We start from the raw sequence: 22,792 nt of genomic DNA on the forward strand, positions 1-22,792 counted from the left end.
TCCCGAGCCGAAGCAGTCTGCGGTCAACGCGCGGATTTTCTCGACGGCGGCACGTGCTGCCAACCCCGGTTGCGGCGGGGACCAAGCGTGGCAGATCACTTCAATGAGGTTGGGTCAGTTTCTCCTGGACTGTCCAATGCCACCGCGCGATGCCCGGCGCTCGCAAGGAAATGCTGTTCGCAGGCCTTCCACAACCAGCGAAGAAGCATTCTGTTGCAAGCGGTCCTGGGGCAGTTGCTGGAGATGGGAGGCGACACGATCGACCAGTTCATGTGGAAGGATCTGGCCTTGGCCACACCACTGGCCACGACTGGCATCGGCAGCACCCTGGATGTAGGCACTGGCACGGGCGCTGGACAGATTCCGGCACTGTTCGCCGGCACAGAATCCGTCAGCCCCTTTTCCCTGCAGTAGCGTGATCAGCTCTGCGCTGCTTACAAGCCAGGTGCGCTTCGGTGGTGATGTCTCCGCAAGCAAGGATCCGGCCAGGAAGCAGGCTCCAAGCGTAAGCAGCCGGCTCATGCGACGACCCGCCTGTCGGCCTTGATGTCCTCTCATGCCTTGGACCTTGGTTGTCGTCCTTCTGGATTCCATGCAGTTGATCCCCTCACCACGCATCGACCCGTCATCACCAACCGGCGCACCGGCAACTCCGGCGTGCGCAGTCGTTCCAGCAACAGCGACATCGCTGCGCGCCCCATCTCTTCGACCGGCTGTTCGATCACGGTGATGCCCGGTTCGACCAGCTCGGTCCAGCGTTCGTTGTCGAAACCCGCCAGCGCCAGCGCATCCGGAATCTCCAGCCCCGCGCTGCGGGCGGCCTTCAATGCCCCCATGAGCAGCAGGCTGTTGCTGGCGACCAGCGCCTCCGGCCGCGATGGGCCAGCCAGCCACTGTTCGACTGTTGCAATGGCCGCTTCAGCCGTGGGTTCAACCTCGCGATAATCCGGCTCCAGCCCGTGCGTGCGCATTGCAGCCAGGTAGCCGTCGCGACGTTCGGCCGCCGTGGTGCTGGTGCTGCCAAACAGGCCGCCGATGCGGCGACAGCCACGCGCGATCAGATGCTCGACCAGCCCCGCCATCGCGGCCGGATTGTCGAGCACCACGCTGTCGATCGACCCGCCGGGTGCGGCGCGGTCCACCAGTACCGTCGGATAGCCCAGTGCGAGCCGTTCCAGGCGCCCCACCGTGGTGCGGGTGGGCGCAAAGATCAGTCCACTGATGCGTTCCTCGTGCATCAACTGCAGATACAGCGCCTCACGCTCGGGGTCCTCGTCAGTGTTGCAGAGGGTGACGCGCAGGCCTTCACGATAGGCAACCTCCTCCACCGCGCGAATCAGTGCAGTGAAGAACGGGTTGCGGATGTCCGCCACGATCAGCCCGATGATGCCGGTGTGCCGGGCCCGCAGGCGTCGTGCCTGCAGGTTGGGGTGATAGCCGGTCTGGCGGATCGCCGCCTCCACCCGGCCACGCACGGCCTCGCTGACCGGGCCGCCGCCGAGCACGCGCGAGACCGTGGACTTGGAGACCCCCGCCACGCGCGCGACGTCGTTGATGCTGATGCTCATTGGAACCGTTCCCGGAAACTGCCGCTGTTCGAGGCCGGATGGCCGTTCAGGGCAATGCTAACGCCAAAGGACTATTGGTTTTTGTGCAGTGCACATTGAAATAGGAACTGGGAACGTTCCCAATACGCCACAGCACCCCCTTCCCGGAGCCCACCTTGCAGCCCTTGACCTCCCCAGCCCCCGTCAGCCGGGAACTGATCCGCCTGGATGCGCGGGCGCTCGACAAGGCCGACGCCATCGCCCAGGTGGCGCAGATGCTGGTCGCTGCCGGCTGCGTTGCGCCGGGTTACGAGGCCAGCATGGGGCGTCGCGAGGCGTTGGCGAACACCTTCCTCGGCCATGGCGTGGCCATTCCGCACGGGCTGGGCGAGGACCGCCACCTGGTGCGCCGCGATGGCATTGCCGTGCTGCAGTTTCCGGAAGGCGTGGAGTGGAATCCGGGCCAGGTCACCCGGCTGGTGGTCGGCATTGCCGCGCAGTCCGATACCCACATCACCCTGCTGCGCCGGCTGACTCGACTGATCCAGGATGAGGCAACGCTGCAGCGCCTGTTCACCACGGCCGATGCGAGCGAGATCATCAACGCGCTGGCCGGCGATGTTGCGACCACGGCCCCCAATGCGCCGGTGACTGACCTGGCCGAGCGTTTCGACTGGACCATCGCCTACCCCAACGGGCTGCACGCGCGCCCAGCCACGCGCTGGGCCGAAACAGCGCGCGGCTTCGCGGCCCGCGCACAGATCCGTGCGGGCGATCAGGCTGCGGATGGCAAGAGCCTGGTGGCGCTGCTGCAACTCGGGTTGCGCCATGGCGACGCGGTCAGCGTTTCTGCCGAGGGCGCCGATGCTCCAGCCCTGCTGGCCACGCTGCGCAAGGTCATGGACGGGCTGGTGGCACAGGAAAGGGCCGATGCCGAGCGCGCGGCGCAGCGCAAGGCTGCGCCGGTTGCGGGCTGGAATCCGCCCGACGCACAGGCGGCGATCGTCGGCATCGGCGCGAGCCCTGGGCTGGCAATCGGCCCGGTGCATGTACTGGCCAGCACGCACACCGACGTTGCTGACCGCCCCACCCCGCTCGGCGAAGGCGGCGCACGCCTGCAGGACGCGCTCAGCCGCACCCGCCAGCAGCTGGCTGCACTGCAGGATGACACCCAGCGCCGGCTCGGCGCCTCGGATGCGGCAATCTTCAAGGCGCAGGCTGCGCTGCTCGACGACACCGATCTGATTACCCGCACCTGCCAGCTGATGGTCGAAGGCCATGGCGTTGCGTGGTCCTGGCACCAGGCCATCGAGCAGATCGCCTCCGGGCTGGCTGCCCTGGGCAACCCGGTGCTGGCCGGGCGCGCCGCCGACCTGCGTGACGTGGGCCGGCGCGTACTGGCACAGCTTGATCCGTCCGCGGCGGGAGGCGGCCTTGCCGACCTGCCTGCACAACCCTGCATCCTGCTCGCCGCCGACCTGTCGCCGTCCGACACGGCCAACCTCGATACCGGTCGCGTGCTCGGCCTTGCCACCGCACTGGGCGGGCCGACCTCGCACACCGCGATTCTCTCGCGCACGTTGGGCCTGCCGGCGCTGGTCGCCGCGGGCGCGGAGCTGCTGGCGATCAGCCCGGGCCGCGAGGCGATCATCGATGGCAACAGCGGGCGCCTCTATCTGTCTCCGTCCGAGGCGGATCTCGCCTCGGCCCGTGCGTGGATCGCCGAACAGCAGCAGATCCGCGAGCGTGAAGCGGCGCAACGCGCGCAGCCGGCACAGACCCCTGACGGCCACCGCATCGACATCGGCGCCAACGTCAACCTTCCCGAACAAGTGCCGCTGGCACTGGAGCAAGGCGCGGAGGGCGTCGGCCTGATGCGCACCGAATTCCTGTTCCTTGAGCGCGGAAGCACGCCCAGCGAAGATGAGCAGTACGCCACGTACGTGGCGATGGCCAAGGCACTCGACGACCGCCCGCTGATCGTGCGTGCGCTCGATATCGGTGGCGACAAGCAGGTCGCGCACCTGGAGTTGCCGCGCGAGGAAAATCCGTTCCTCGGCGTGCGTGGCGCGCGCCTGCTGTTGCGCCGCCCCGACCTGCTGGAACCGCAGCTGCGTGCGCTGTATCGCGCGGCGAAGGACGGCGCACGCCTGTCCATCATGTTTCCGATGATCACCTCGGTGCCGGAGTTGATCGCACTGCGCGCCATCTGCGAACGGTTGCGCGCCGAGCTTGAGGCACCCGAAGTGCCGATCGGGATCATGATTGAAGTCCCTGCCGCCGCGGCCCAGAGCGATGTACTGGCGCGCCATGCCGACTTCTTCTCGATCGGCACCAACGACCTGACCCAGTACGTGCTGGCGATCGACCGCCAGAACCCGGAACTCGCGGCCGAGGCCGACAGCCTGCACCCGGCCGTGCTGCGCGCGATCCGCGCCACTGTGGAAGGCGCACGCCTGCATGGACGCTGGGTTGGTGTCTGCGGTGGCCTGGCGGGCGATCCCTTCGGCGCAATGCTGCTGGCCGGCCTGGGCGTGGACGAACTGTCGATGACCCCGAACGACATTCCGGCAGTGAAGGCGCGCCTGCGTGGCAACGCGCTGACCGATCTGCAAGCACTGGCCAACACCGCGCTGGACTGCGAAACCGCCGAGCAGGTGCGCGCTCTCGATGGAGCGCGCGCATGAGCGCCCGCGCCGTCACCATTACCCTGAATCCAGCGATCGACCAAACCGTGCGGCTGGCGCACCTGCGACCGGGCCATGTGCATCGTGCCCGCAGCTCCCGCGACGACGCTGGCGGCAAGGGCATCAACGTGGCCGCCTGCCTGGCCGATTGGGGCGTGCCGACCACCGCGATGGGCGTGCTCGGCAATGGCAACGACGGCGTGTTCAGCGCGTTGTTCGCCGAGCGCGGCATCGCAGACGCTTGCCTGCGCATTGCGGGCCGCACCCGCACCAACATCAAGCTGGTCGAAGAGGCCAACGGCGAGACCACCGACATCAACCTGCCCGGCCTGTCACTGCGTGATGCCGATCTGGACGCGGTATCGCGCCGACTCGACGCCCTGCTCCAGCCGGACCTGCCGGTGGTGCTGTCCGGCAGCCTGCCGTCCGGGCTGCCAGCCGATGCATGGGCGAGACTGCAGGCGCAGGCGAGCGCCGCCGGTGCGCGCGTACTGCTGGATACCAGTGGCGACGCGCTGGCCGCGGCGTTGAGCGGCGCACAGGGCGCACTGCCCTACGCGATCAAGCCCAACCGCCACGAACTGGAGGCTTGGACCGGTACGCCGCTGCCGGATCGCAGCGCCCTGCGGGCTGCGGGCCAGGCCTTGGTGGAACGCGGAGTTGCGCTTGTGGCGATCTCGATTGGCGCCGACGGCGCGTTGTTCATTGATCGCAGCGGCGCCCTGATCGCGCGACCGCCGCGACTGGCGCGCGGCAGCACGGTAGGCGCCGGCGATGCCATGGTCGCCGGCATCGCCGCCGCCTTGCTGGAGCCCTCCCTCGATCTGGCTGCCTGCGCACGACTGGCGACGGCGTTCTCGATGAGCCGGCTGGAAAGTGGCGACGCGCGACGGCTGGATCCGGCACAGGTGCGCGCGTGGACCGGCGACGTACTGATCGAGCAGTTGGATTGAAACCCCTGCAGAGGGAGCTGCGGCTGGCCCGGCCCCTCCTGCAAGGACGAACCCGAAGAATTCCAGGAGTTCCCATGCAAGCTTCCACCGTAGTCATCGCTGCCGGCGAACGCAGCATCGAGGCGGTCCTTGCCGCCGAAGCGCTGCGCCGCGCCGCCCGCCAGCAAGGGCTCGAACTGGCGATCGAAATCCGCAGCGACCAGGGCGTGACCGGTGCACTGCCCGCCACGCACGCCGCCGCCGCAACGCAGCTGCTGCTGGTGGGTGACGGCGAGGCGGATAGCTCCCGCTTCGGCAATGCCCAGGTCGTGCACGCCAGCCTCGGTGAAGTGCTGGACGACCCGCTTGCCGTGCTGGCGCAGCTTGCCGCGACATCGGCAACCGCGCCCACCGCCGACGCCGGCAAGCGCATCGTCGCCGTCACCTCCTGCCCGACCGGCATCGCCCACACCTTCATGGCAGCCGAAGGGCTGCAGCAGGCCGCCAAGGCATTGGGCCACGCGATCCGGGTGGAAACCCAGGGCTCGGTCGGCGCGCAGGACGCGTTGAGTGACGAAGAAATCGCTGTCGCCGACCTGGTATTGATCGCCGCCGACCGCGAAGTCGATCTGTCGCGCTTCGCTGGCAAACGCCTGTTCAAGAGCGGCACCAAGCCGGCGATCAACGATGGCCAGAACCTGATCCGCAAGGCGCTGGCCGAGGCCGGCGTGCAAACCGGCACGGCGTCTTCAGGCCGCGCGACCGAAAAGGCCAAGGTCACCGGCCCCTACAAGCACCTGATGACCGGTGTGTCGTTCATGCTGCCGTTCGTCACTGCCGGTGGCCTGCTGATCGCACTGGCGTTCGCGCTCGGCGGCATCTATGCCTTCGATGATGCACACAAGGGCACGCTGGCCTGGTCGCTGTTCCAGATAGGCGCCAAGTCCGGCTTCATGTTGATGGTGCCGGCGCTGGCCGGTTACATCGCCTACTCCATCGCCGATCGCCCGGGTATCGCGCCGGGCATGATCGGCGGACTGGTGGCAGTCAACATGGATGCGGGCTTCATCGGCGGCATCCTGGCCGGCTTCATCGCCGGCTACGGCGTGCACTGGATCAACCGTGCGCTGCGCCTGCCGCGCAGCCTGGAAGGCCTCAAGCCAGTACTGATCCTGCCGGTGCTGGGCACGTTGCTGGTTGGTTTGTTGATGATGTACGTGATCGGTACGCCGGTTGCCGGACTGCTGGCCTGGCTGACCGACTGGCTGCGCGGCATGCAGGGCAGCAGCGCGATCCTGCTCGGCCTGCTGCTGGGCGGAATGATGGCGGTGGACATGGGCGGGCCGGTCAACAAGGCCTCCTACGCGTTCTCCACCGCACTGATTTCCAGCCAGGTCTACACGCCGATGGCTGCGACGATGATCGGCGGCATGACGCCGCCGCTGGGCATTGCGCTGGCAACGTGGTTGTTCAGCAACCGATTCACTGCCGAGGAGCGCGGCACGGCCGGTGCCGCGGGCGTGCTCGGCCTCAGCTTCGTGACCGAGGGTGCGATCCCTTACGCCGCGCGCGATCCGCTGCGCACCATTCCGGCGTTGATCCTCGGCTCTGCCGTGGCTGGTGCGATCTCGATGGCCGCAGGCGTCGAGCTGAAGGTGCCGCACGGCGGGGTGTTCGTGCTGCCAATCCCGAATGCGGTCACCCACCTTGGCATCTACCTGCTGGCGCTGGTGGCCGGCGTGGCCGTCACCGCGGTCGCGCTACGCGTCCTCAAGAAGCCGGTCACGGCTCCCACCCTGTAAAAGGAACCTCGCCCATGACCTGTTCTTCCCGCCGCCTGTTGCCGGTAGCGATCCTGCTGGCCCTGCCTACCGTGGCCGCAGCCGCCGACGCGAGCGACGTCTTCACCCCCAAGCTGGCGTACACCGGCGAAGCGGCCGCCACGCTCGACGGCGGCAAGCGCAGCGGCACGGCGTATGCCGGCCAGCTGATGTTCGGCGCCGACGTGGATCTGGACGCCGCGTTTGGCTGGCGGGGCGCAACGATCAAGGCCTACGGCATCAACCGCCATGGCACCAATCTTGCCAACAGCAGTACAGGCAATAGCACGTCGGTGCAGGAAATCTACGGCGGCCAGGGCACGCGCCTGGCCAACCTGACGCTCGAACAGAAACTACTGAACGACCGATTGGTGCTGGAAGCCGGGCGCAGCGTTGCCAACATCCATCACCTCGGTTCGGAGTTGTGCCAGTACTTCCAGGGCAACTCGGCCTGCGGCAACCCGACCTACGTATTCCGCACCAGCAATTTCACCTGGTGGCCGGTATCGAGCTGGATGGCCGATGCCACGGCCTGGGTGACGCCCGATGTCTATGTGCGCGTCGGCGCCTACCAGGTGGATCCCAGCCAGGCCGAGGACGGCCAGCATGGCCTGAAATGGAGTACGCACCAGGCTACCGGCTGGATCGTGCCCTACACGATCGGCTGGCGCAGCCCCGCTTCGGCGCGCCTGAAGGCCCGCTACGAACTCGGTGGCTGGCAGGACAACTCGACCTACCGTGACCCGCTGCGCGATGCCAACGGCGTTCCGGCGCTGCTCAGCGGACAGGACTACGCGTCCCGCCGCGGCCGATCCGGTGCGTTCGCCCGCTTCGAGCAACAGCTCACCAGTGATGGTGCCGGCCGCGGTCTGACCCTGTTCGGTGCGGCGCTCAAGGGCACCTCCGGCCAGTTGATCGAGGATCATTTCCTGCAGGCTGGCATGGTCCAGAAAGGCACGTTCGCCAGCCGGCCGCAGGACAGCATCGCTTTCGTGGTGACCCAGCAGAAGTACAGCAGCATCGCCTTGGAGAACCTGCGCCTTGCCCGCGCCGCGGCCGGCGGTAGCGGCACGCCGCACGGGAGCCAGGTGATGATGGAACTGAGCTATGGCATCCAGCTCACCCCGCAGCTCCGGATCGCACCGAACCTGCACTACATCGTGCATCCCGACCAGTTCAACGAACCCGGACGCCAGCGAGACCTGTCGAATGCGCTGATCGCGGGCATGCGGGTTGATTGGAGCCTGTAGGGGCAGGGTTGTCGGCCAGCGGCCGGCACCATTCTTCGGGGCTATTAATGTGACGCGTCACGACGGAGCTGGTTTCAGCCTGCGACCCCAACCCCTTTACCTGCCTCGCCCAGTCGCAACGAGGCCAGGTAGCGGCAGTACTTGCCGACGAAGATGCCGGTGAATCCGCCTGCCAGCAGCAGGTAGGCGGCACTGAAGCCGGCGTTGGCGGTCAGCGACGGCGACACCGCAAATGCGACTTCGAAGCCGTACTTCACCAGGAAGGTGATCAGCAGCAGCGGCAGCAGGCTGAAGTCCGCGTTGCGCCAGAGCTTTCCGGTAGCGCCATCCGGGGTCAGCTTCACGTGGCCCAGCAGCAGCCATCCCAGTGCTGCCCCGGTGCCGATGCCGACCAACCACTCGCTCCAGGCGATCAGCGACGCGCCGAAGCGATGGCTGATCGACCACGCACTCCAGACGGCAAACAGGGCGGGCACGATCGCCAGCTTCTGCAGCGAGGTCTCGGCCGGCTTCATGGCGGCGATGCCACGGGTGACCAGGAAGGCCAGGAGCAGCCAGACCCAGATCGGCGTCTGCGAGGCGAGGTGCTGGAGCATGTTCATGAGCGGTCCCCTTGGTGAGTGGTGGCTGAGTGGTGGCGAGGTGCCCTCGCCTTGGCGCTCACTATTCGCTTCCGCCCGGGGTGTAGCCAGTGACAGCTGTCAGTCTTCGGGTGTTACTGGACGATAATCTGGCGCACTCAGGGTGCTCTCGATCCAACCCACATAGCGCGATACCCGAACGTTGTGCACCACCTGCCCGTAGAAGCCGGCCTCAAGGGCATGCTCGGGAACGGCGGTGATCCAGGAGCCCAGCCCCACCAGCTGCCAGGCGCCGTGATCCTTGATCACCAATGGGCCGCCGCTGTCCCCGTTACCGAGCACGCCTTCAAGCGGCAGGCCCTGTGGCGGGGCATCGAACCGATACCAGAGATAGCGATCATTGCCACCGGTAATGGCGTTGTACGCCCGCCGCAGCGTGGTGCGATGCGGCCCGTCCGGTACCAGTCCCATCGCACCATTGCCAGTGGCGCCCTTTCCGATCAAGGCGGCGATCTGCGTAATCTCGGCGCTACCGCGATACAGCGCCACGGGCTGCACATCGTTCACGGGCGCTGCGAGCCGGATCAGTGCAATGTCATCCGACCCGGCCAGGTACGCATGGATCTTCGCCGGGCTCCCCGTCGCCAGCGCCTCCTTACCCAGTGCGTCGGGCATTCTCCTGTAGCCGGGATGCACGATTACACGTTCCACGCCGTAGCCCTTGCCGTTGATGGCGATGGTCTGCCCCATCCCTTCCATCGGTGCGGCATGCGCTGCTGTCAGCACCCACTGCGGCGCGATCAGAACGCCCTGCCCTTCGCCCGGCATGTCAGCCAGGGCCGGAAACTCGGATCCATCGATCCGGTAGCGGGCATCGTCCACATCGTGGCGGATGACCACGGCCCCAGCAGCGAGCGGCAGCGCGGCAAGCGCCAGAAACAGCCAGCGGATCATGGGTGCCTTCATCCTTGCGGTCAGTCGCTGCAGCCTAGCCGAACGCATCCAGCCAAGGGGAAACGTCCGATCAACCTCCCCTGTCCGACGACGAATGCCGCAGATCCGGCCCCGAAACCGGGGCGGCCACGGGCCGTTAACAGCCCGCCTCTATGCTGGGGCCTCATTGGACACCCATGAGGCATGACCATGACCAAGCTGCACACCCTGATGTTGACCGGCTGCCTGCTTGCACTGAGCCCACTGGCCTCGGCCGAAACCGTGAACCTGACCAACAGCGCCGACGGTGCCAATCGCGATGCGGGCATCGCGGCGGTCAAGAAGAAGCTGCAGGACGCGTGCACCGACCGCAAGGGCTCGCCCGATGCGGCGTCGTTCGAGGTGGTCTTCGAGAAGACCAGCGAGAACCCGAACGTACCCAAGCCGTACTACGTAGATGGCAAGATGAAGTGCGAACTGCCGGGCTGAAGGGCCCGGCCACGCGATCATCGATAGAGCATCAAACGCTGGCGGCCGACGTGCGCCGCCGGTACCGCTCGATCCAGTCCAGTGATGGGGCAATGCCGCCGAACGGGAAGAAGTGCGGGCTGATCTGGCCGTGCCCGGCCGTCAGCCCACTCACCAACCGATCCACAAACACCTCCGGCCCCGCCGTGCCGAGCAGCCGGCCGATCGAGATGCCATACCGCGCCAGCATCGATGCACTGGCACCCACGCCGCACATCGCGGCGTAGCGGGCCAACCGCGCAATGCTGGCCGGCCCCGGCACGCCCACCAGCACTGGCACCGTGATGCCACGGGCCCGCAGCGCATCCAGCCAGGCCAGCACGATATCGGCATCGAAGCCGAACTGGGTGATGATCAGCGGTGCCATGCCCCGCGCCTCGATGGCCTGGCACTTACGCTCCAGCACGCGCCAACGGTCCTCGGCGTTCATCACCGGATGCCCTTCCGGATGCCCGCCCATGGCAACAACCTTGATGCCGCAACGTTCAAGAAGGCCAGTCTCGATGATCGAAGTACTGTCGGCATACGGACCTGCGGGCGTGGAAAGATCACCCGCGATAAGCAGGCACTTCGCTACCCCGGCTTCGTTGGCGGCACGTTCCAGGAACCGCTCAAGCGCTGCACGCGACCCGATACGGCGGGCAGAGAGATGCGGCATCGGCTCGAAGCCGAGCTCGCGTACCGTGCGAGCGGCCGCCAGCCGGGCATCGTCGTCCTCGTTCGCCAGGTAGGGAATCGAGATCGTCGTTCCGGGAGCGATGCGGCCCGCTTCCGCGCGCAGTGCCGGCATGGCCTTGGCGCTCACTTCCAGCGAAAACGTGTTGATGAAGGCTTCCGCCCGCTGCGATCCAGGTGCGGGCATCAACGGGCTCCGCCTGCATTGCCGGCAACCGGCGTGCTGTTACGCGCCAGTTCGACGAAGGCCTGCAGGTAGTCGATACCGGTATCGGCCTCGCGCGCGCCCAGGTAGATCTGCTTGGGAATGCCTTTCGCACCCAGGCGCACCGGCACCACGTCCATGCGTGCGGCATATTCCTCCACCAGCCAACGCGGCATGGCGGCCACGCCGCGACCGCTGGCCACCATCTGCATCATGATGTCGGTGGTTTCGATGGTCTTGTGGCGCCGCGGCGTAATGCCGGCCGGCAGCAGGAACTGGTTGTAGATATCCAGGCGCTCGAACGGTACCGGGTAGCTGATCAGCACTTCCTGGCCGAGCTGGCGCGGCTTTACGTGATCCACCTTGGCCAGGGCGTGATTCCTGGCCACCACCAGCACCTGCTCGTAGTCGAACACGGGCACGAACTTCAGGCCCGGCTTCAGCAGCGGGTCCGGCGTGACCAGCAGGTCGATCTCGTAGCCGAACAGTGCACCGATGCCGCCGAACTGGAACTTCTGCTTGACGTCCACATCCACGTCCGGCCACGCGGCCAGGTACGGCGAGACGATCTTCAGCAACCACTGGTAACAGGGATGGCATTCCATGCCGATGCGCAGCGCGCCTCGCTCGCCCTGGGCGAACTGGCCCAGGCGCTCCTCGGCCAGGTCCAGCTGCGGCAGCACGCGGTTGGCGACCGCCAGCAGGTACTGCCCGGCCTGGGTCAAGCGCAGGCTGCGGCCTTCGCGCAGCCAGACATCGGTGCCCAGCTGCTGCTCAAGCTTCTTCATGCTGTGGCTGAGGGCTGACTGGGTCAGGTTGAGCACGCCGGCCGCAGCGGTCAGCGAGCCCTGCTGCTCGACCTGCTGCACGATGCTGAGGTGGATCCGTTCCAGCATGACGATGAATCTCGCTCATGGATTGGTGAAGTAATACCATTTTACGTCATGGAAGTGCATGACTAGGATCGGGTCATGCCTTCGGTTGCCTGCCAGCCCGGTCACCTCGCCGGCCTGCAGGACTGCGCCCCCGCAGATCGCCCGAAGGAGCTCCCTCCCCTGCTGAAAGCGAACAGATGACCCGCCCCCTCCGTATCGTCGCCGTTTCCGGCGGGCTGCAGCGCCCCTCCAGGGCTGCGACTCTGGCCGAGCACCTGCTGGACCTGATCGGCGAGGACGTTGCCTGCGAGCCGCACCTGATCGAGCTGGGCGAGCTGGCGCCGCAGCTGGCCGGTGCGCTGTGGCGCTCGCAGCTGCCCGAGGCTGTCGAGCGGCAGCTGGCCGCTGTCGAGCAGGCCGATGTACTGGTGGTGGCCACGCCGGTCTACCGCGGCTCGTACACCGGCCTGTTCAAGCACTTCTTCGACTTCATCCACCAGGACGCGCTGGTCGACACCCCCATCCTGCTGGCCGCCACCGGCGGCAGCGAGCGCCACGCACTGGTGATCGATCATCAGCTGCGGCCGCTCTTCAGCTTCTTCCAGGCGCGCACCCTGCCCTTGGGCGTGTACGCCACCGACCGTGATTTCGCCGAGGGCCGCGTGCACAACGACGCCCTGATCCAGCGCGCACGGCTGGCGGTGCAGCGGGCGATGCCCCTGCTTGCCCTGTCCCATCGCGCAGCGCCTGCCACTGCCGAGGCCGCTGCAGTCCTTTGAATGCCGAATGCCAGCGACCTGCATTCGGATGTCACCCCCGCAACCCGGAACGCCGCCCATGTCGACCGAGAACTTCACCTTCAGCATCACGCGCATCCCTTTCAACGAGGACTACCAGCCCGCTGACGGCACGCGCATCACCACAAACTTCGCCAACCTGGCTCGCGGCGAGTCCCGCCAGGAGAACCTGCGCAACACGATCAGCATGATCAACAACCGCTTCAACGACCTGGCGCACTGGGACAACCCGAGCGCGGACCGCTACGCCGTCGAGCTGGACATCATCTCGGTGGAGATGCACATCGATGGCGGTGATGGCAGCGATCCGTTCCCGCTGATCGAAGTGCTGCGCCCGACCATTGTCGACACGCGTACCGGCGCTCGCACCGAGGGCATCGTCGGCAACAACTTCTCGTCCTATGTGCGTGACTACGATTTCAGCGTGGTGCTGCCGGCCAGCAACGAGGGCAAGGCCACCTTCGGCATTCCGGAAGGCTTCGGTGATCTGCATGGCAAGCTGTTCCAGCACTTCCTTGAATCGGAGGCCTACCGCGCCAATTTCAGCAAGGCGCCGGTGATCTGCATCAGTGTTTCCAGCAGCAAGACCTACCACCGCACCGAGAACCACCATCCCATCCTGGGCATGGAGTACCGCCAGGGCGAGTTCTCCCCCACCGACCAGTACTTCGACAAGATGGGCCTGCAGGTGCGCTACTTCATGCCGCCGGGCAGCGTCGCGCCGCTGGCGTTCTACTTCCAGGGCGACCTGCTGGGCGATTACTCGAACCTGGAACTGATCGGCACCATCAGCACGATGGAGGCGTTCCAGAAGATCTATCGCCCGGAGATCTACAACGCCAACTCCGTGGCCGGCAAGGTCTACCAGCCCAGCCTGAAGCACCAGGACTACTCCTCCACCCGAATCGTCTACGACCGCGAAGAGCGCAGCCAGTTGGCGGTCAAGCAGGGCAAGTTCACCGAAGAGCACTTCATCAAGCCGTACCGCGCCGTGCTTGAGCAGTGGGCTGCCCGCTGATCCATCGATTCCCCATTCGCCCCAGGACACAGAACGCAATGTCGACGAAGAAACTGCTCCCCACCTCCACCGCCGGCAGCCTGCCCAAGCCCTCCTGGCTGGCGGAGCCCGAAAAGCTCTGGTCGCCCTGGAAGCTGCAGGATGAAGGACTGACCGAAGGCAAGCAGGATGCCCTGCGCCTGTCCCTGCAGGAACAGCAGCACGCCGGCATCGATATCGTCAGCGACGGTGAGCAGACCCGGCAACACTTCGTCACGACCTTCATCGAACACCTCAACGGCGTCGATTTCGAGAAGCGCGAAACCGTGCGCATCCGCAACCGCTACGACGCCAGCGTGCCGACCGTGGTCGGTGCCGTGAGCCGCCCGAAGCCGGTGTTCGTGGAGGATGCGAAGTTCCTGCGCCGGCAGACCACGCAGCCGATCAAATGGGCACTGCCCGGGCCGATGACCATGATCGACACCCTGTACGACGCACACTACAAGAGCCGTGAGAAGCTGGCCTGGGAATTCGCGAAGATCCTCAACGAGGAAGCGAAGGAGCTGGAAGCCGCCGGCGTGGACATCATCCAGTTCGATGAGCCCGCCTTCAACGTGTTCTTCGACGAAGTGAACGACTGGGGCGTGGCCGCGCTGGAACGTGCGATCGAAGGGCTGAAGTGCGAGACCGCTGTGCACATCTGTTATGGCTACGGCATCAAGGCCAACACCGACTGGAAGCAGACGCTGGGATCGGAATGGCGCCAGTACGAAGAGTCGTTCCCGAAGCTGCAGACCTCCAGCCTCGACATCATCTCGCTGGAATGCCACAACTCGCACGTGCCGATCGATCTGATCGAGCTGGTCCGCGGCAAGAAGGTGATGGTCGGCGCCATCGATGTGGCTTCCAGCACGGTGGAGACGGCTGAAGACGTGGCCAACACCCTGCGCAAGGCGCTGCAGTTCGTGGATGCCGACAAGCTCTACCCGAGCACCAACTGCGGCATGGCGCCACTGGCCCGTGAAGTGGCACGGGGCAAGCTGCGTGCGCTCAGCGAAGGGGCAAGGATCGTGCGCGAGGAACTTTCGGCGTAGCCTTGGCCGGGAACGCACTCCCTTCCGGCCGCCGGGTTGACGGAGCCTGGCCTGGTATCGACCAGGCTCCGCCCCGCCCCGGCACCTCGGGCCTGGCCAGCATCGCTGGGGGCCGCGGCGCCAGCGCCGCCTTGATCCGCCCCATCTCCCCCGCCCCGGCCTCCGCCAGACGGCGGGCCTGCTGCCGTTGTTCCCGCGTGGGTGCCGGAGGTGATGGAGTACCTTTATCTACCAGCCGCGCCACCGCATCGCGCAGCCGCAACTGCGGGCAGAGCCGGGCGGCGCACCATCGTTCGGCGTAGCGTTTGGCCTGGCGAGTATTCACGGCGGCCACGATCTTGGGCTGGGGTGATTTCCGCGTGTCGAGGAACAGGCGGACACCGAGCACGGCATGCGGCACGACGCTGGCCACGCAGCGGCCGTTCCACCACAGGTCCCAGCGGTCACCGCTCTGCACCCAGCCGGAGGGCCGGGTAGCGGTCATGAAATCGGGAGGGCTGGAGGGGGAATGCATGGCCGGAAGAATACGGTCGGCCGTCGCACGGGCTGAGATTGCGGAGTTGCGCTGGCGACCTCTCAACGCTTCTGCCGTAGCGAAGCTCTCTTCACCACTCTGGGCCGAGCAGCTTCTCCACCTCGGTTTCGAGCTTCTTTGCGGCTTCGGCCTGCGAGGCCACCTTGATGCACAACCCGGACTGCGCGGGCCCCGGAGTCAACTGGTAGCGGTTGATGGTGCCGCCGCCGTCGGCATCCAGCTCCACCCGGGCCACCAGGGTCCGGCCGTTGGCATTGAAGGTCCAGTCTCGGTACTCGGACATCGTTGATTCCACGCGTGACACCATGAGTGGCCTTCACTCTAAGCGGAGCGACGGTGAAGAGCGCCCGAAGAAAACGTTCGCGGAGCGTGGGTGCCGGGGGCACGTGGTCAGCAGCCGAGCATGGGCCCGGCTCTACAGTTCGGGTGTAGCTCACGAGGTATGATGCCGCCTTCCCCGAACTGCCGTGATTGCAGCGGGCGCGTTCCTGCGAGGTACGCGTCGGCGCCGCTGAGACACCCCGCTCGATGCTCGCTTCCTACTCCTCTTTCCTCATCTGGGCGGCGGTGGCCGTTGCCACCGTCGGCCTGCTGTTCCGGCCGTTCCGCATTCCGGAATATGTGTGGGCACTGGGGGCTGCCCTTCTGCTTCCACTGCTGGGAGCGGTGTCGTTCGGCACGACCTTGCACGCGGTGGCCGAGGGCCGCGATGTCTATCTGTTCCTGGTCGGCATGATGGTGCTGGCCGAGCTGGCCCGGCGCGAGGGCCTGTTCGACTGGCTGGCGCTGTACGCGGTCCGCCACGCAGGCGGCTCGGGACGACGCCTGTTCGACCTCGTGTTCCTGGTCGGCACGTTGGTGACCGTGTTTCTTTCCAACGATGCCACGGCGGTGGTGCTGACCCCGGCGGTCTACGCAGCCTGCAAGGCGGCCCGTGCCAACCCCCTGCCCTATCTGTTCGTCTGTGCGTTCATCGCCAATGCGGCCAGCTTCGTGCTGCCCATTTCCAACCCGGCCAACCTGGTGGTGTACGGCCAGCACATGCCGCCCTTGATGCAGTGGCTGGCACAGTTCGCGCTGCCGTCGCTGGCCGCGATCGGCGCCACCTATCTGGTGCTGCGCTGGGTGCATCGGCGCGAGATCGCGCAGCCGCTGGTGGCGGCGCCGGCGCATCGCCCGCTGACCGAAGGCGGCCGGCTGAGCGCGCTGGGCGTGTTGTTCACCGGCACCGTGCTGCTGGTGACCTCCGCACTGAACGGCCCGCTCGGCCTGGCCACGTTCTGCGCAGGCACGCTGAGTGTGGCAGTGGTGGCGATGCGCCAGCGGCGCAGTCCGTTGCCGCTGCTGCGCCATGTGTCATGGGGCGTACTGCCGCTGGTGGCTGGCCTGTTCGTGCTGGTGGAAGCGGTGGCACAGACCGGTGTCATCCAGATGGCGGCCAGCGCGCTGCAGGCCGTGGCGCAGGCATCGCCACACCAGGCCAGCTGGCTGGCCGGTGGCGCGGCGGCGTTGCTGAGCAACGTGGCCAACAATCTGCCGGTCGGCCTGGCCGCTGGCTCGCTGGGCCAGATGGCCGATCTGCCGGCACAGACCCGCGCCGCGCTGCTGGTGGGCGTGGACCTGGGGCCGAACCTGTCGGTAACCGGCTCGCTGGCCACGATGCTGTGGCTGGTAGCGCTGCGCCGCGAGGGCGAGCATGTCAGCGCGCTCGACTTCCTGCGCGTCGGTGCGCTGGTGATGCCGCCGGCGCTGATCGGGGCGCTGTTGCTGCTCTGATCCGCGCAGGCGGCACACGGGAATCGGCACGCAGGCGCTAGAAGGCCACCTGCAGGCGGGTATTGAAGGTGGCTCCTTCGTCCCTGCCCTGCCCGGTGCCACTGCGATTGTGGGTCTGCCATCGGATCGCTTCGAACATCACGCGGCTGAAATCGTTGAGATACCAGTTCGCGCCCAGCGTCCACGCATGCCCCGTTCCGCCGGTGGGCAGCTCGGCATAGTCCACGTCCTCATAGCGGCCCTTCAACTCCCACGCGCCGGCACCGCCGCGGGTGACCGGATCGGCCACCTTCACCCGGCCCCATGTACCGGCCTTGCCCGAATAGGCCGGCATCGCACCGGCCAGGAACCAGCCGGCCGAGATCGCCCAGGCCTGATGGTCCAGATCGTAACGGCCGCTGGCGTCGGCGCCGCGCAGGTTGCGCGTGCCCCATTCGCCGGTCGCCCAGGCCGGGCCAAAGAAGCCGGCAAGCTCTGCGCCGTAGGCGGTGCTGCGATCAGCCCCCGACAAGGTGCCCGGCGCGATCTTCACCAGGTCGTTGAAGTGCCCTGCGATGGCCGAGCTGCGAACGACGCCACTCGCGCCTGCGGCGATCTCCTCGTGGAAGGCCCAGGCGCCCAGGTGTACGGTGGCGCGGTCGCTGGCCACGGGATTCCAGTGCACGCGCGTGGCCCAGGTCTGGCTGTCGTTGTCGGTGCCTGCATTGGTGAGGTCATTGCCGGCCATCGACAGGCTGGCATGCCAACCCTTGCCGTAAACACGTTCAGTCAGGCCCACGCCGAACAGGCCGCGTTGCGGCAGCATCAACGTGCCCACGGCGTTGCGGTCCTGGAACGGCGTGTTGGATGTGCTGCTGGAGCCGTCGATGCCGCGGTCGTTGAGGCGGTTGCCGACGGTGAGGTCGGCTGGCAACCCGAACAAGGTGTGATCCAGCGTGGCATAGACCGACTTCCAAGCCACTGCGTTGTCGGCGAAGTCGCCCTCCACCGCCCAGCCGAGGATGCCGTAGCGCCCTTCCGCACCCAGGCGCACCGAACGGATCTCGGTACCGGAGATGTTGCGATCGCCCAGGGTGGAGCCGTCGGTACTGGAGGCATCGACGAACAGGCGTCCACGTGGGCGGAAAGCCACAGTGCCGTCAGCACTGCTGAATTCCGGGGCGCCCTTGGACCACGACATCTTGGGCAGCCTGGACTGGCTGGACTCCAGTGCGGCGACCCGCGCCTCCACTGCAGGCTCGGGCGGGGCGGGCCGCATGGCCGCAATGCCCTGCTCGCCCTCCACTGCCCGCAGGCGCGCTTCCAGCTGTTGGATCTGCAGTGCCTGCTGCTGCACCAGGCGTGACAGTTCTGCCTGGCTGAGGGGCACCGGCGGGGATGACACGGCCTGTGCACCTGCAGGGCCGCTGGCCAGCAGCAGGCCGAGCGCGACCGATAGCGCTGCGCGTGGCAGCACACTGGAATGTTTCATGGCTCTCTCTCCGGCCAGCCGGCCCCCTGGTCTGGCGCTGGCCTGTTGCGGTGATGCGGGGGAATGACGGGGAGGTTCGCGCCGCCGGATCAGGCCGGCGGCGCGACAGGCAGGCTCAGGCGGCCGTGCTCAGCTGGTGGCCTGTGCCTGGGCGTTGGGACGCCAGGTGATCAGCTTGTTCTCGACCACGTCCAGCAGTGCGTCGATGACCAGCACGAAGGCGGCCAGGATGATGATGCCGGCAAACACACCTACGGCATTGAAGTTGCCCTCGGCCTGAGCGATCAGGTAGCCGAGGCCGGCCGAAGCACCGAGGTATTCGCCGATGATGGCGCCGACGACGGCGAAGCCGACCGATGTGCGCAGCGAGGACAGGATCCAGCTGGCGGCCGCCGGGAAGTACACGTGGCGCAACAGATCGCTGCGTCCGGCACCAAGGATGCGCGCATTGGCCAGCACCACCGGATTGACCTCGCGCACGCCCTGCATGGCGTTGAAGAACGTGGTGAAGAACACCAGGGTTACGGCCAGTGCGACTTTTGACCACAGACCAAGGCCCAGCCACAGCACGAAGATCGGCGCCAGCACCACGCGCGGGATCGCATTGAAGCCCTTGATGAAGGGATCCAGGATGCGTGCCGAGCGCCGGCTCAGGCCCAGCCAAACACCGCCGGCCACACCCAGCCCGGTGCCGATGATGTAGCCCAGCGCGGTCTCGGTCAGGGTGATGTAGACATGCTGGTAGAACGAGGTGTCGGACAGCCAGGTCCAGGCCTGCTGCACGATGGCCGTTGGCGACGGGAAGAAGAACGGATCGATCACGCCGAGCGCGATGCCGCCCTCCCAGCCACCGAACACGGCGACCACCAGGGCCAGTTGGATGAACTTGTCAGTCTTGGCGTGCATAGCTCTTCTCCACTTCACCGCGCAGGCAGGCCCAGATGTCGCGGTACAGGTCAGTGAAACGGTCATCCAGCTTGATCTCTGCGACGTTGCGCGGGCGTTCCAGATCCACATCGAAGCTGCGCACGACCCGGCTGGCCGGCCCGGACGACAGCACCACCACGCGGTCCCCCAGGGCAATGGCTTCTTCGAGGTCGTGGGTAATCAGGATCACCGAGCGCCGATCCTCCTGCCACAGGCGCAGCAGCTCGTTCTGCATCAGGTGGCGGGTGTGGATGTCCAGTGCCGAGAACGGTTCATCCATCAGGATCACCTTCGGCTCCACGATCAGTGCCTGCGCCATCTGCACGCGCTTGCGCTGGCCACCGGACAACTGGTGCGGATAGCGATGCTCGAATCCGGTCAGGCCAACCTTGGCCAGCCAGGCATTGGCCTTGGCCTTGCGTTCGGCTTCGGCGACGCCGCGGAAGCGCAAGCCCAGTTCGACGTTCTGGAATGCGGTCTTCCACGGCAGCAGTGCATCCTGCTGGAACAGGTAGCCCACCGATTCCTGCACGCCGCTGACCGCGCGGCCGTCGATGCTGACCTGCCCGGAAGAAGGCTTCAACAGGCCGGCCACGGAATTGAGGATGGTGCTCTTGCCGCAGCCGGTGGGCCCGACAATGGCGAGGAATTCGCCATTGCCCACCTGGATGTCGACATCACGGACGGCAGTGAATTCACCGAAGGACATGGTCACCTTGTTGATGGCGACCATGGTCTGTGCGGGCTCCAGCTGCGGCGCGCCGTTGAACTGGCGCACGGTGGCATTGAGGGCCATGGGTATACCTCCGCTTACGGTTGGGTTGCCGGCGCCGCAGCGTTGGCTCGCTCGACGAAGGCATTGGTGTAGGTCCTGGAGAGATTGATGTTGGCGTTGGCCACATCCGTGTTGAACTCGCGCAGTACCTTCAGCGGTGTTTCCAGGTCGGCGGGGGTGAATCGGCCATCGCGGGTGAAGATCGCGCGCGCATTCTCCACGGCGCGTGCATAGGTGGCGCGGTCTCTAGACACGTAGCTGTCCGGCAGTGCTGCAACGATGTCCTCGGCGCTGCTGTCGGCGATGAACTTCAGTGCCATCTGCTCGGCGCGGGCGATCTTCTCCGCCGCCTCGGGGCGCTTGTCGAGGAAGCTCTGGTTGGCGTACATCACCGAGGTCGGATACAGGCCGCCATAGACCTGGCGGGCACCGTCGTCGCTACGGGCGTCGATGATGATCCTGCCGACCTTGCGCTCGGTAATCAGCGTGGCGGCAGGGTCGTAGTTCACCGGCAGGTCGATCTTGCCCTGCTCCAGTGCGGCAACGGCTGCGGCGCCGGAGCCGACGCCGATCAGCGAGATGCTGTCGACCGGAATATCGTGTTGCGCAAGGAAATGGCGAACGAAGAAGTCCGACGACGAGCCGGGTGCGGTGATGCCCACCTTCTGGCCCTTGATGGTCTCCGGGCGTGCCGGATCGAAGGTTGCATTCTCGCGTCCCGCCATCACCAGGCCGGAATTGCGCGAGAGCAGCACGAAGGCCACCACGTCCTTGCCCTTGGCCTGCATCTGGATGGTGTGGTCGTAGAAGCCGACCGCCACGTCAGTGGAATTGGCCACCAGCGCCTGCAATACCTTGGAACCGCCCTGGGCGAAGTTCTCGGTCTTCACTTCGAGGCCGACGTCCTTGAAATAGCCCTTGGCGTCGGCGATGAAGAACGGCAGGTTGTTGAGGTTGTAGGAGCCGACGCTGATGCGCACCGGTGCGTTGTCAGCGCTGCCTGTGGTCGCACCTTCGGCGCGCCCGCTGTTGCTGCACCCGGCCGCGGCCAGGCCGGCCGCGCACAGCGCGACCATCAGGAACTGCTTGTACATCATCCCTCCCAGGAGTGAAGCATCTACGTTGTGGTGGCGGGACAGGCACGCCTGTGCCGACCCAGCCGGTTTCAGATCATGCCGCTGACGTCCATTGGCGGTCTTGGGTGGTACTGGCCGTGGCGTGCGCGGGCGAGGTTGCATACACCCGACCGTCGAACAGTCGGCGTGCGGTGCGGACCACGCTGGCAATCACCGGCGTATCGTCCGAACTGCCACTGAGACCCACCTCCAGGGCCCCGCTCGGATGTTCGAGGGTAATGCTGCCGGGAACGGACAGGCATCCGACCAAAGTGTGGGCCAGCGTGCCCGGCGTGACGGCGGCGGTGGCCAGGCCGACCGCACCGGTGATGGCCAGCGCGGTGTGGCATTGGTGCGGCATGAAATAGCGCACCTGCAGGTCGCCCCCATGTTGTGGCGCCGACAGCAGCACCGGCTTGGGGATGACCGTGTTGCCGGCGTTGGCGATGCCCATGCGGGCCCCCGCCTCGATGCGCAGCGTTTCCAGCCGGCGCATGAACGCCGCGTCCGCGTTCAGTTCGGCGGGCGAAGCATCACCACGTACGCCCAGGTCTTCGGCACGCACCAGCATCATCGGCATGGCGCAGTCCACCAGGCTGACCGGCACGCCATTGATGGATTCCTGCGCGTGCCCGCTGGGCAGCAGCTTGCCGGTGCGGGCGCCCGCGGCATCAAGGAAGGAGAGCCTGACCGGCGCGGCCGAGCCCGGCGCGCCGGCAATGCGCGTATCGCCGCGGTAGACCACGTTGCCGCCCGGCGTTTCCACCGTCGCGATGATCAGCTTGCCGGTGTTGACGTTGTGGATGCGCACCTCGGTCTGCGGATCCTTAGCCTGCACCAGCCCCCGCTCAATGGCATACGGGCCCACTGCCGCCAGCATGTTGCCGCAGTTGGGGGACGTGTCCACCACCTGCTGCTCCACCCGTACCTGGGCGAACAGATAATCCACGTCGGCGTCCGTCCTGCTCGAGCGGTCGATGATCGCCACCTTGCTGGTCAGCGCGTTGCCACCGCCGATGCCGTCGATCTGCAGCGGATGGCCCGAGCCCATCACTTCCACCAGCAGGCGATCGCGTTCGGCGGTGTCTGCCGGCAGGTCGCTGGCCAGGAAGAACGGGCCCTTGGAGGTGCCGCCGCGCATGAGCACGCACGGAATGCTGAGCAGATCGTTGGTCATACGTGTGCTAGATTGATGCGTATAGGGGATGAATGCCCCCTCTGTGATTCGATACTGGCATGACCTCAATTGATCTGTGAATTGCTGATTTTTGG

At 66.5% G+C, this 22,792-nt stretch carries 22 protein-coding genes; 9 read left to right on the plus strand and 13 right to left on the minus strand.

The annotated features are described in order from the left end of the window. Positions 1 to 114: 114 nt before the first annotated feature. Both AC3ITW_RS11590 and AC3ITW_RS11595 read right to left on the minus strand, forming a co-directional pair. Complete coding sequence (locus AC3ITW_RS11590) at positions 115 to 618, minus strand: Rap1a/Tai family immunity protein (protein WP_489389501.1); 504 nt, start codon at positions 616 to 618, stop codon at positions 115 to 117. Next, a complete protein-coding gene (locus AC3ITW_RS11595) occupies positions 555 to 1,568 on the minus strand; it encodes a LacI family DNA-binding transcriptional regulator (RefSeq protein ID WP_012511091.1) in 1,014 nt (337 codons plus the stop codon). The genes AC3ITW_RS11590 and AC3ITW_RS11595 overlap by 64 nt, the downstream gene beginning before the upstream one ends. Before the next feature lie 155 nt (positions 1,569 to 1,723). Between AC3ITW_RS11595 and ptsP the strand changes: the two genes are divergently transcribed. The 4 genes from ptsP to AC3ITW_RS11615 all read left to right on the plus strand — a co-directional run bounded on the left by ptsP (position 1,724) and on the right by AC3ITW_RS11615 (position 8,236). Further along, positions 1,724 to 4,234 (plus strand): phosphoenolpyruvate--protein phosphotransferase, encoded by a 2,511-nt coding sequence (gene ptsP / locus AC3ITW_RS11600; RefSeq protein ID WP_489389502.1) that lies wholly within the window; start codon positions 1,724 to 1,726, stop codon positions 4,232 to 4,234. Then, entirely contained in the window at positions 4,231 to 5,187 is a 957-nt protein-coding gene (gene pfkB, locus AC3ITW_RS11605; protein ID WP_448122978.1) for a 1-phosphofructokinase, read from the plus strand. Before ptsP ends, pfkB begins: the two co-directional genes overlap by 4 nt. A gap of 74 nt (positions 5,188 to 5,261) precedes the next feature. Continuing rightward, a complete protein-coding gene (locus AC3ITW_RS11610; protein WP_489389503.1) occupies positions 5,262 to 6,968 on the plus strand; it encodes a PTS fructose transporter subunit IIC in 1,707 nt (568 codons plus the stop codon). Between the two features lie 14 nt (positions 6,969 to 6,982). Beyond that, on the plus strand, positions 6,983 to 8,236 hold the full coding sequence (locus tag AC3ITW_RS11615) for a carbohydrate porin (protein WP_100468517.1): 1,254 nt from the start codon (positions 6,983 to 6,985) through the stop codon (positions 8,234 to 8,236). Positions 8,237 to 8,310: 74 nt separating this feature from the next. On the opposite strand, the gene AC3ITW_RS11620 is transcribed toward AC3ITW_RS11615, so the two are convergent. Both AC3ITW_RS11620 and AC3ITW_RS11625 read right to left on the minus strand, forming a co-directional pair. Continuing rightward, positions 8,311 to 8,838 carry a DUF6622 family protein gene (locus AC3ITW_RS11620; protein WP_100468518.1) on the minus strand — a complete coding sequence of 176 codons (528 nt, stop codon included), beginning with the start codon at positions 8,836 to 8,838 and terminating at the stop codon, positions 8,311 to 8,313. A 99-nt stretch (positions 8,839 to 8,937) separates the two neighbouring features. Then, complete coding sequence (locus tag AC3ITW_RS11625) at positions 8,938 to 9,771, minus strand: S1 family peptidase (protein ID WP_489389504.1); 834 nt, start codon at positions 9,769 to 9,771, stop codon at positions 8,938 to 8,940. A 189-nt stretch (positions 9,772 to 9,960) separates the two neighbouring features. On the opposite strand from AC3ITW_RS11625, the gene AC3ITW_RS11630 reads away from it, so the two are divergent. Continuing rightward, complete coding sequence (locus AC3ITW_RS11630; RefSeq protein WP_012511098.1) at positions 9,961 to 10,239, plus strand: hypothetical protein; 279 nt, start codon at positions 9,961 to 9,963, stop codon at positions 10,237 to 10,239. A gap of 31 nt (positions 10,240 to 10,270) precedes the next feature. Here the strand turns inward: AC3ITW_RS11630 and AC3ITW_RS11635 are convergent, their stop codons facing one another. Beyond that, on the minus strand, positions 10,271 to 11,140 hold the full coding sequence (locus AC3ITW_RS11635; protein ID WP_489390360.1) for a methylenetetrahydrofolate reductase: 870 nt from the start codon (positions 11,138 to 11,140) through the stop codon (positions 10,271 to 10,273). Next, positions 11,140 to 12,054 (minus strand): LysR family transcriptional regulator, encoded by a 915-nt coding sequence (locus AC3ITW_RS11640; protein WP_094001509.1) that lies wholly within the window; start codon positions 12,052 to 12,054, stop codon positions 11,140 to 11,142. The genes AC3ITW_RS11635 and AC3ITW_RS11640 overlap by 1 nt, the downstream gene beginning before the upstream one ends. A 176-nt stretch (positions 12,055 to 12,230) precedes the next feature. Here AC3ITW_RS11640 and msuE point away from each other — a divergent pair, with 176 nt between their 5' ends. The 3 genes from msuE to AC3ITW_RS11655 are packed head-to-tail and all read left to right on the plus strand — an operon-like array spanning position 12,231 to position 14,921. Then, the gene (gene msuE, locus AC3ITW_RS11645) at positions 12,231 to 12,812 is read left to right on the plus strand and encodes an FMN reductase (protein ID WP_489389505.1); all 582 of its coding nucleotides are present in this window, start codon (positions 12,231 to 12,233) and stop codon (positions 12,810 to 12,812) included. A 58-nt stretch (positions 12,813 to 12,870) separates the two neighbouring features. Further along, entirely contained in the window at positions 12,871 to 13,848 is a 978-nt protein-coding gene (locus AC3ITW_RS11650) for a DUF1852 domain-containing protein (RefSeq protein ID WP_489389506.1), read from the plus strand. A 38-nt stretch (positions 13,849 to 13,886) separates the two neighbouring features. Next, positions 13,887 to 14,921 carry a methionine synthase gene (locus AC3ITW_RS11655; RefSeq protein ID WP_485617056.1) on the plus strand — a complete coding sequence of 345 codons (1,035 nt, stop codon included), beginning with the start codon at positions 13,887 to 13,889 and terminating at the stop codon, positions 14,919 to 14,921. Here the strand turns inward: AC3ITW_RS11655 and AC3ITW_RS11660 are convergent. Further along, the gene (locus AC3ITW_RS11660) at positions 14,878 to 15,501 is read right to left on the minus strand and encodes a hypothetical protein (protein WP_489389507.1); all 624 of its coding nucleotides are present in this window, start codon (positions 15,499 to 15,501) and stop codon (positions 14,878 to 14,880) included. The two genes, AC3ITW_RS11655 and AC3ITW_RS11660, sit on opposite strands and share 44 nt — an antisense overlap. Positions 15,502 to 15,526: 25 nt before the next feature. Next, the gene (locus tag AC3ITW_RS11665) at positions 15,527 to 15,739 is read right to left on the minus strand and encodes a hypothetical protein (protein ID WP_032970353.1); all 213 of its coding nucleotides are present in this window, start codon (positions 15,737 to 15,739) and stop codon (positions 15,527 to 15,529) included. A gap of 245 nt (positions 15,740 to 15,984) precedes the next feature. Between AC3ITW_RS11665 and AC3ITW_RS11670 the strand changes: the two genes are divergently transcribed. Beyond that, complete coding sequence (locus AC3ITW_RS11670; RefSeq protein ID WP_489389508.1) at positions 15,985 to 17,232, plus strand: arsenic transporter; 1,248 nt, start codon at positions 15,985 to 15,987, stop codon at positions 17,230 to 17,232. A 37-nt stretch (positions 17,233 to 17,269) separates the two neighbouring features. On the opposite strand, the gene AC3ITW_RS11675 is transcribed toward AC3ITW_RS11670, so the two are convergent. From AC3ITW_RS11675 to AC3ITW_RS11695, 5 genes are all read right to left on the minus strand, one after another. Then, positions 17,270 to 18,703: an OprO/OprP family phosphate-selective porin gene (locus AC3ITW_RS11675; RefSeq protein WP_100468528.1), complete on the minus strand. Its 1,434-nt coding sequence runs from the start codon at positions 18,701 to 18,703 to the stop codon at positions 17,270 to 17,272. A gap of 129 nt (positions 18,704 to 18,832) precedes the next feature. Beyond that, positions 18,833 to 19,609, minus strand: a complete 777-nt coding sequence (locus AC3ITW_RS11680; RefSeq protein WP_006367989.1) for an ABC transporter permease — start codon at positions 19,607 to 19,609, stop codon at positions 18,833 to 18,835. Continuing rightward, positions 19,593 to 20,426 (minus strand): ABC transporter ATP-binding protein, encoded by an 834-nt coding sequence (locus AC3ITW_RS11685; RefSeq protein ID WP_006367991.1) that lies wholly within the window; start codon positions 20,424 to 20,426, stop codon positions 19,593 to 19,595. Before AC3ITW_RS11685 ends, AC3ITW_RS11680 begins: the two co-directional genes overlap by 17 nt. A gap of 14 nt (positions 20,427 to 20,440) precedes the next feature. Then, positions 20,441 to 21,499, minus strand: a complete 1,059-nt coding sequence (locus tag AC3ITW_RS11690) for an ABC transporter substrate-binding protein (protein ID WP_489389509.1) — start codon at positions 21,497 to 21,499, stop codon at positions 20,441 to 20,443. A 76-nt stretch (positions 21,500 to 21,575) separates the two neighbouring features. Next, positions 21,576 to 22,697 (minus strand): 4-oxalomesaconate tautomerase, encoded by a 1,122-nt coding sequence (locus AC3ITW_RS11695; RefSeq protein WP_100468531.1) that lies wholly within the window; start codon positions 22,695 to 22,697, stop codon positions 21,576 to 21,578. Between the last annotated feature and the right edge of the window lie 95 nt (positions 22,698 to 22,792).

It is taken from the genome of Stenotrophomonas sp. KH_052 (assembly GCF_057838755.1).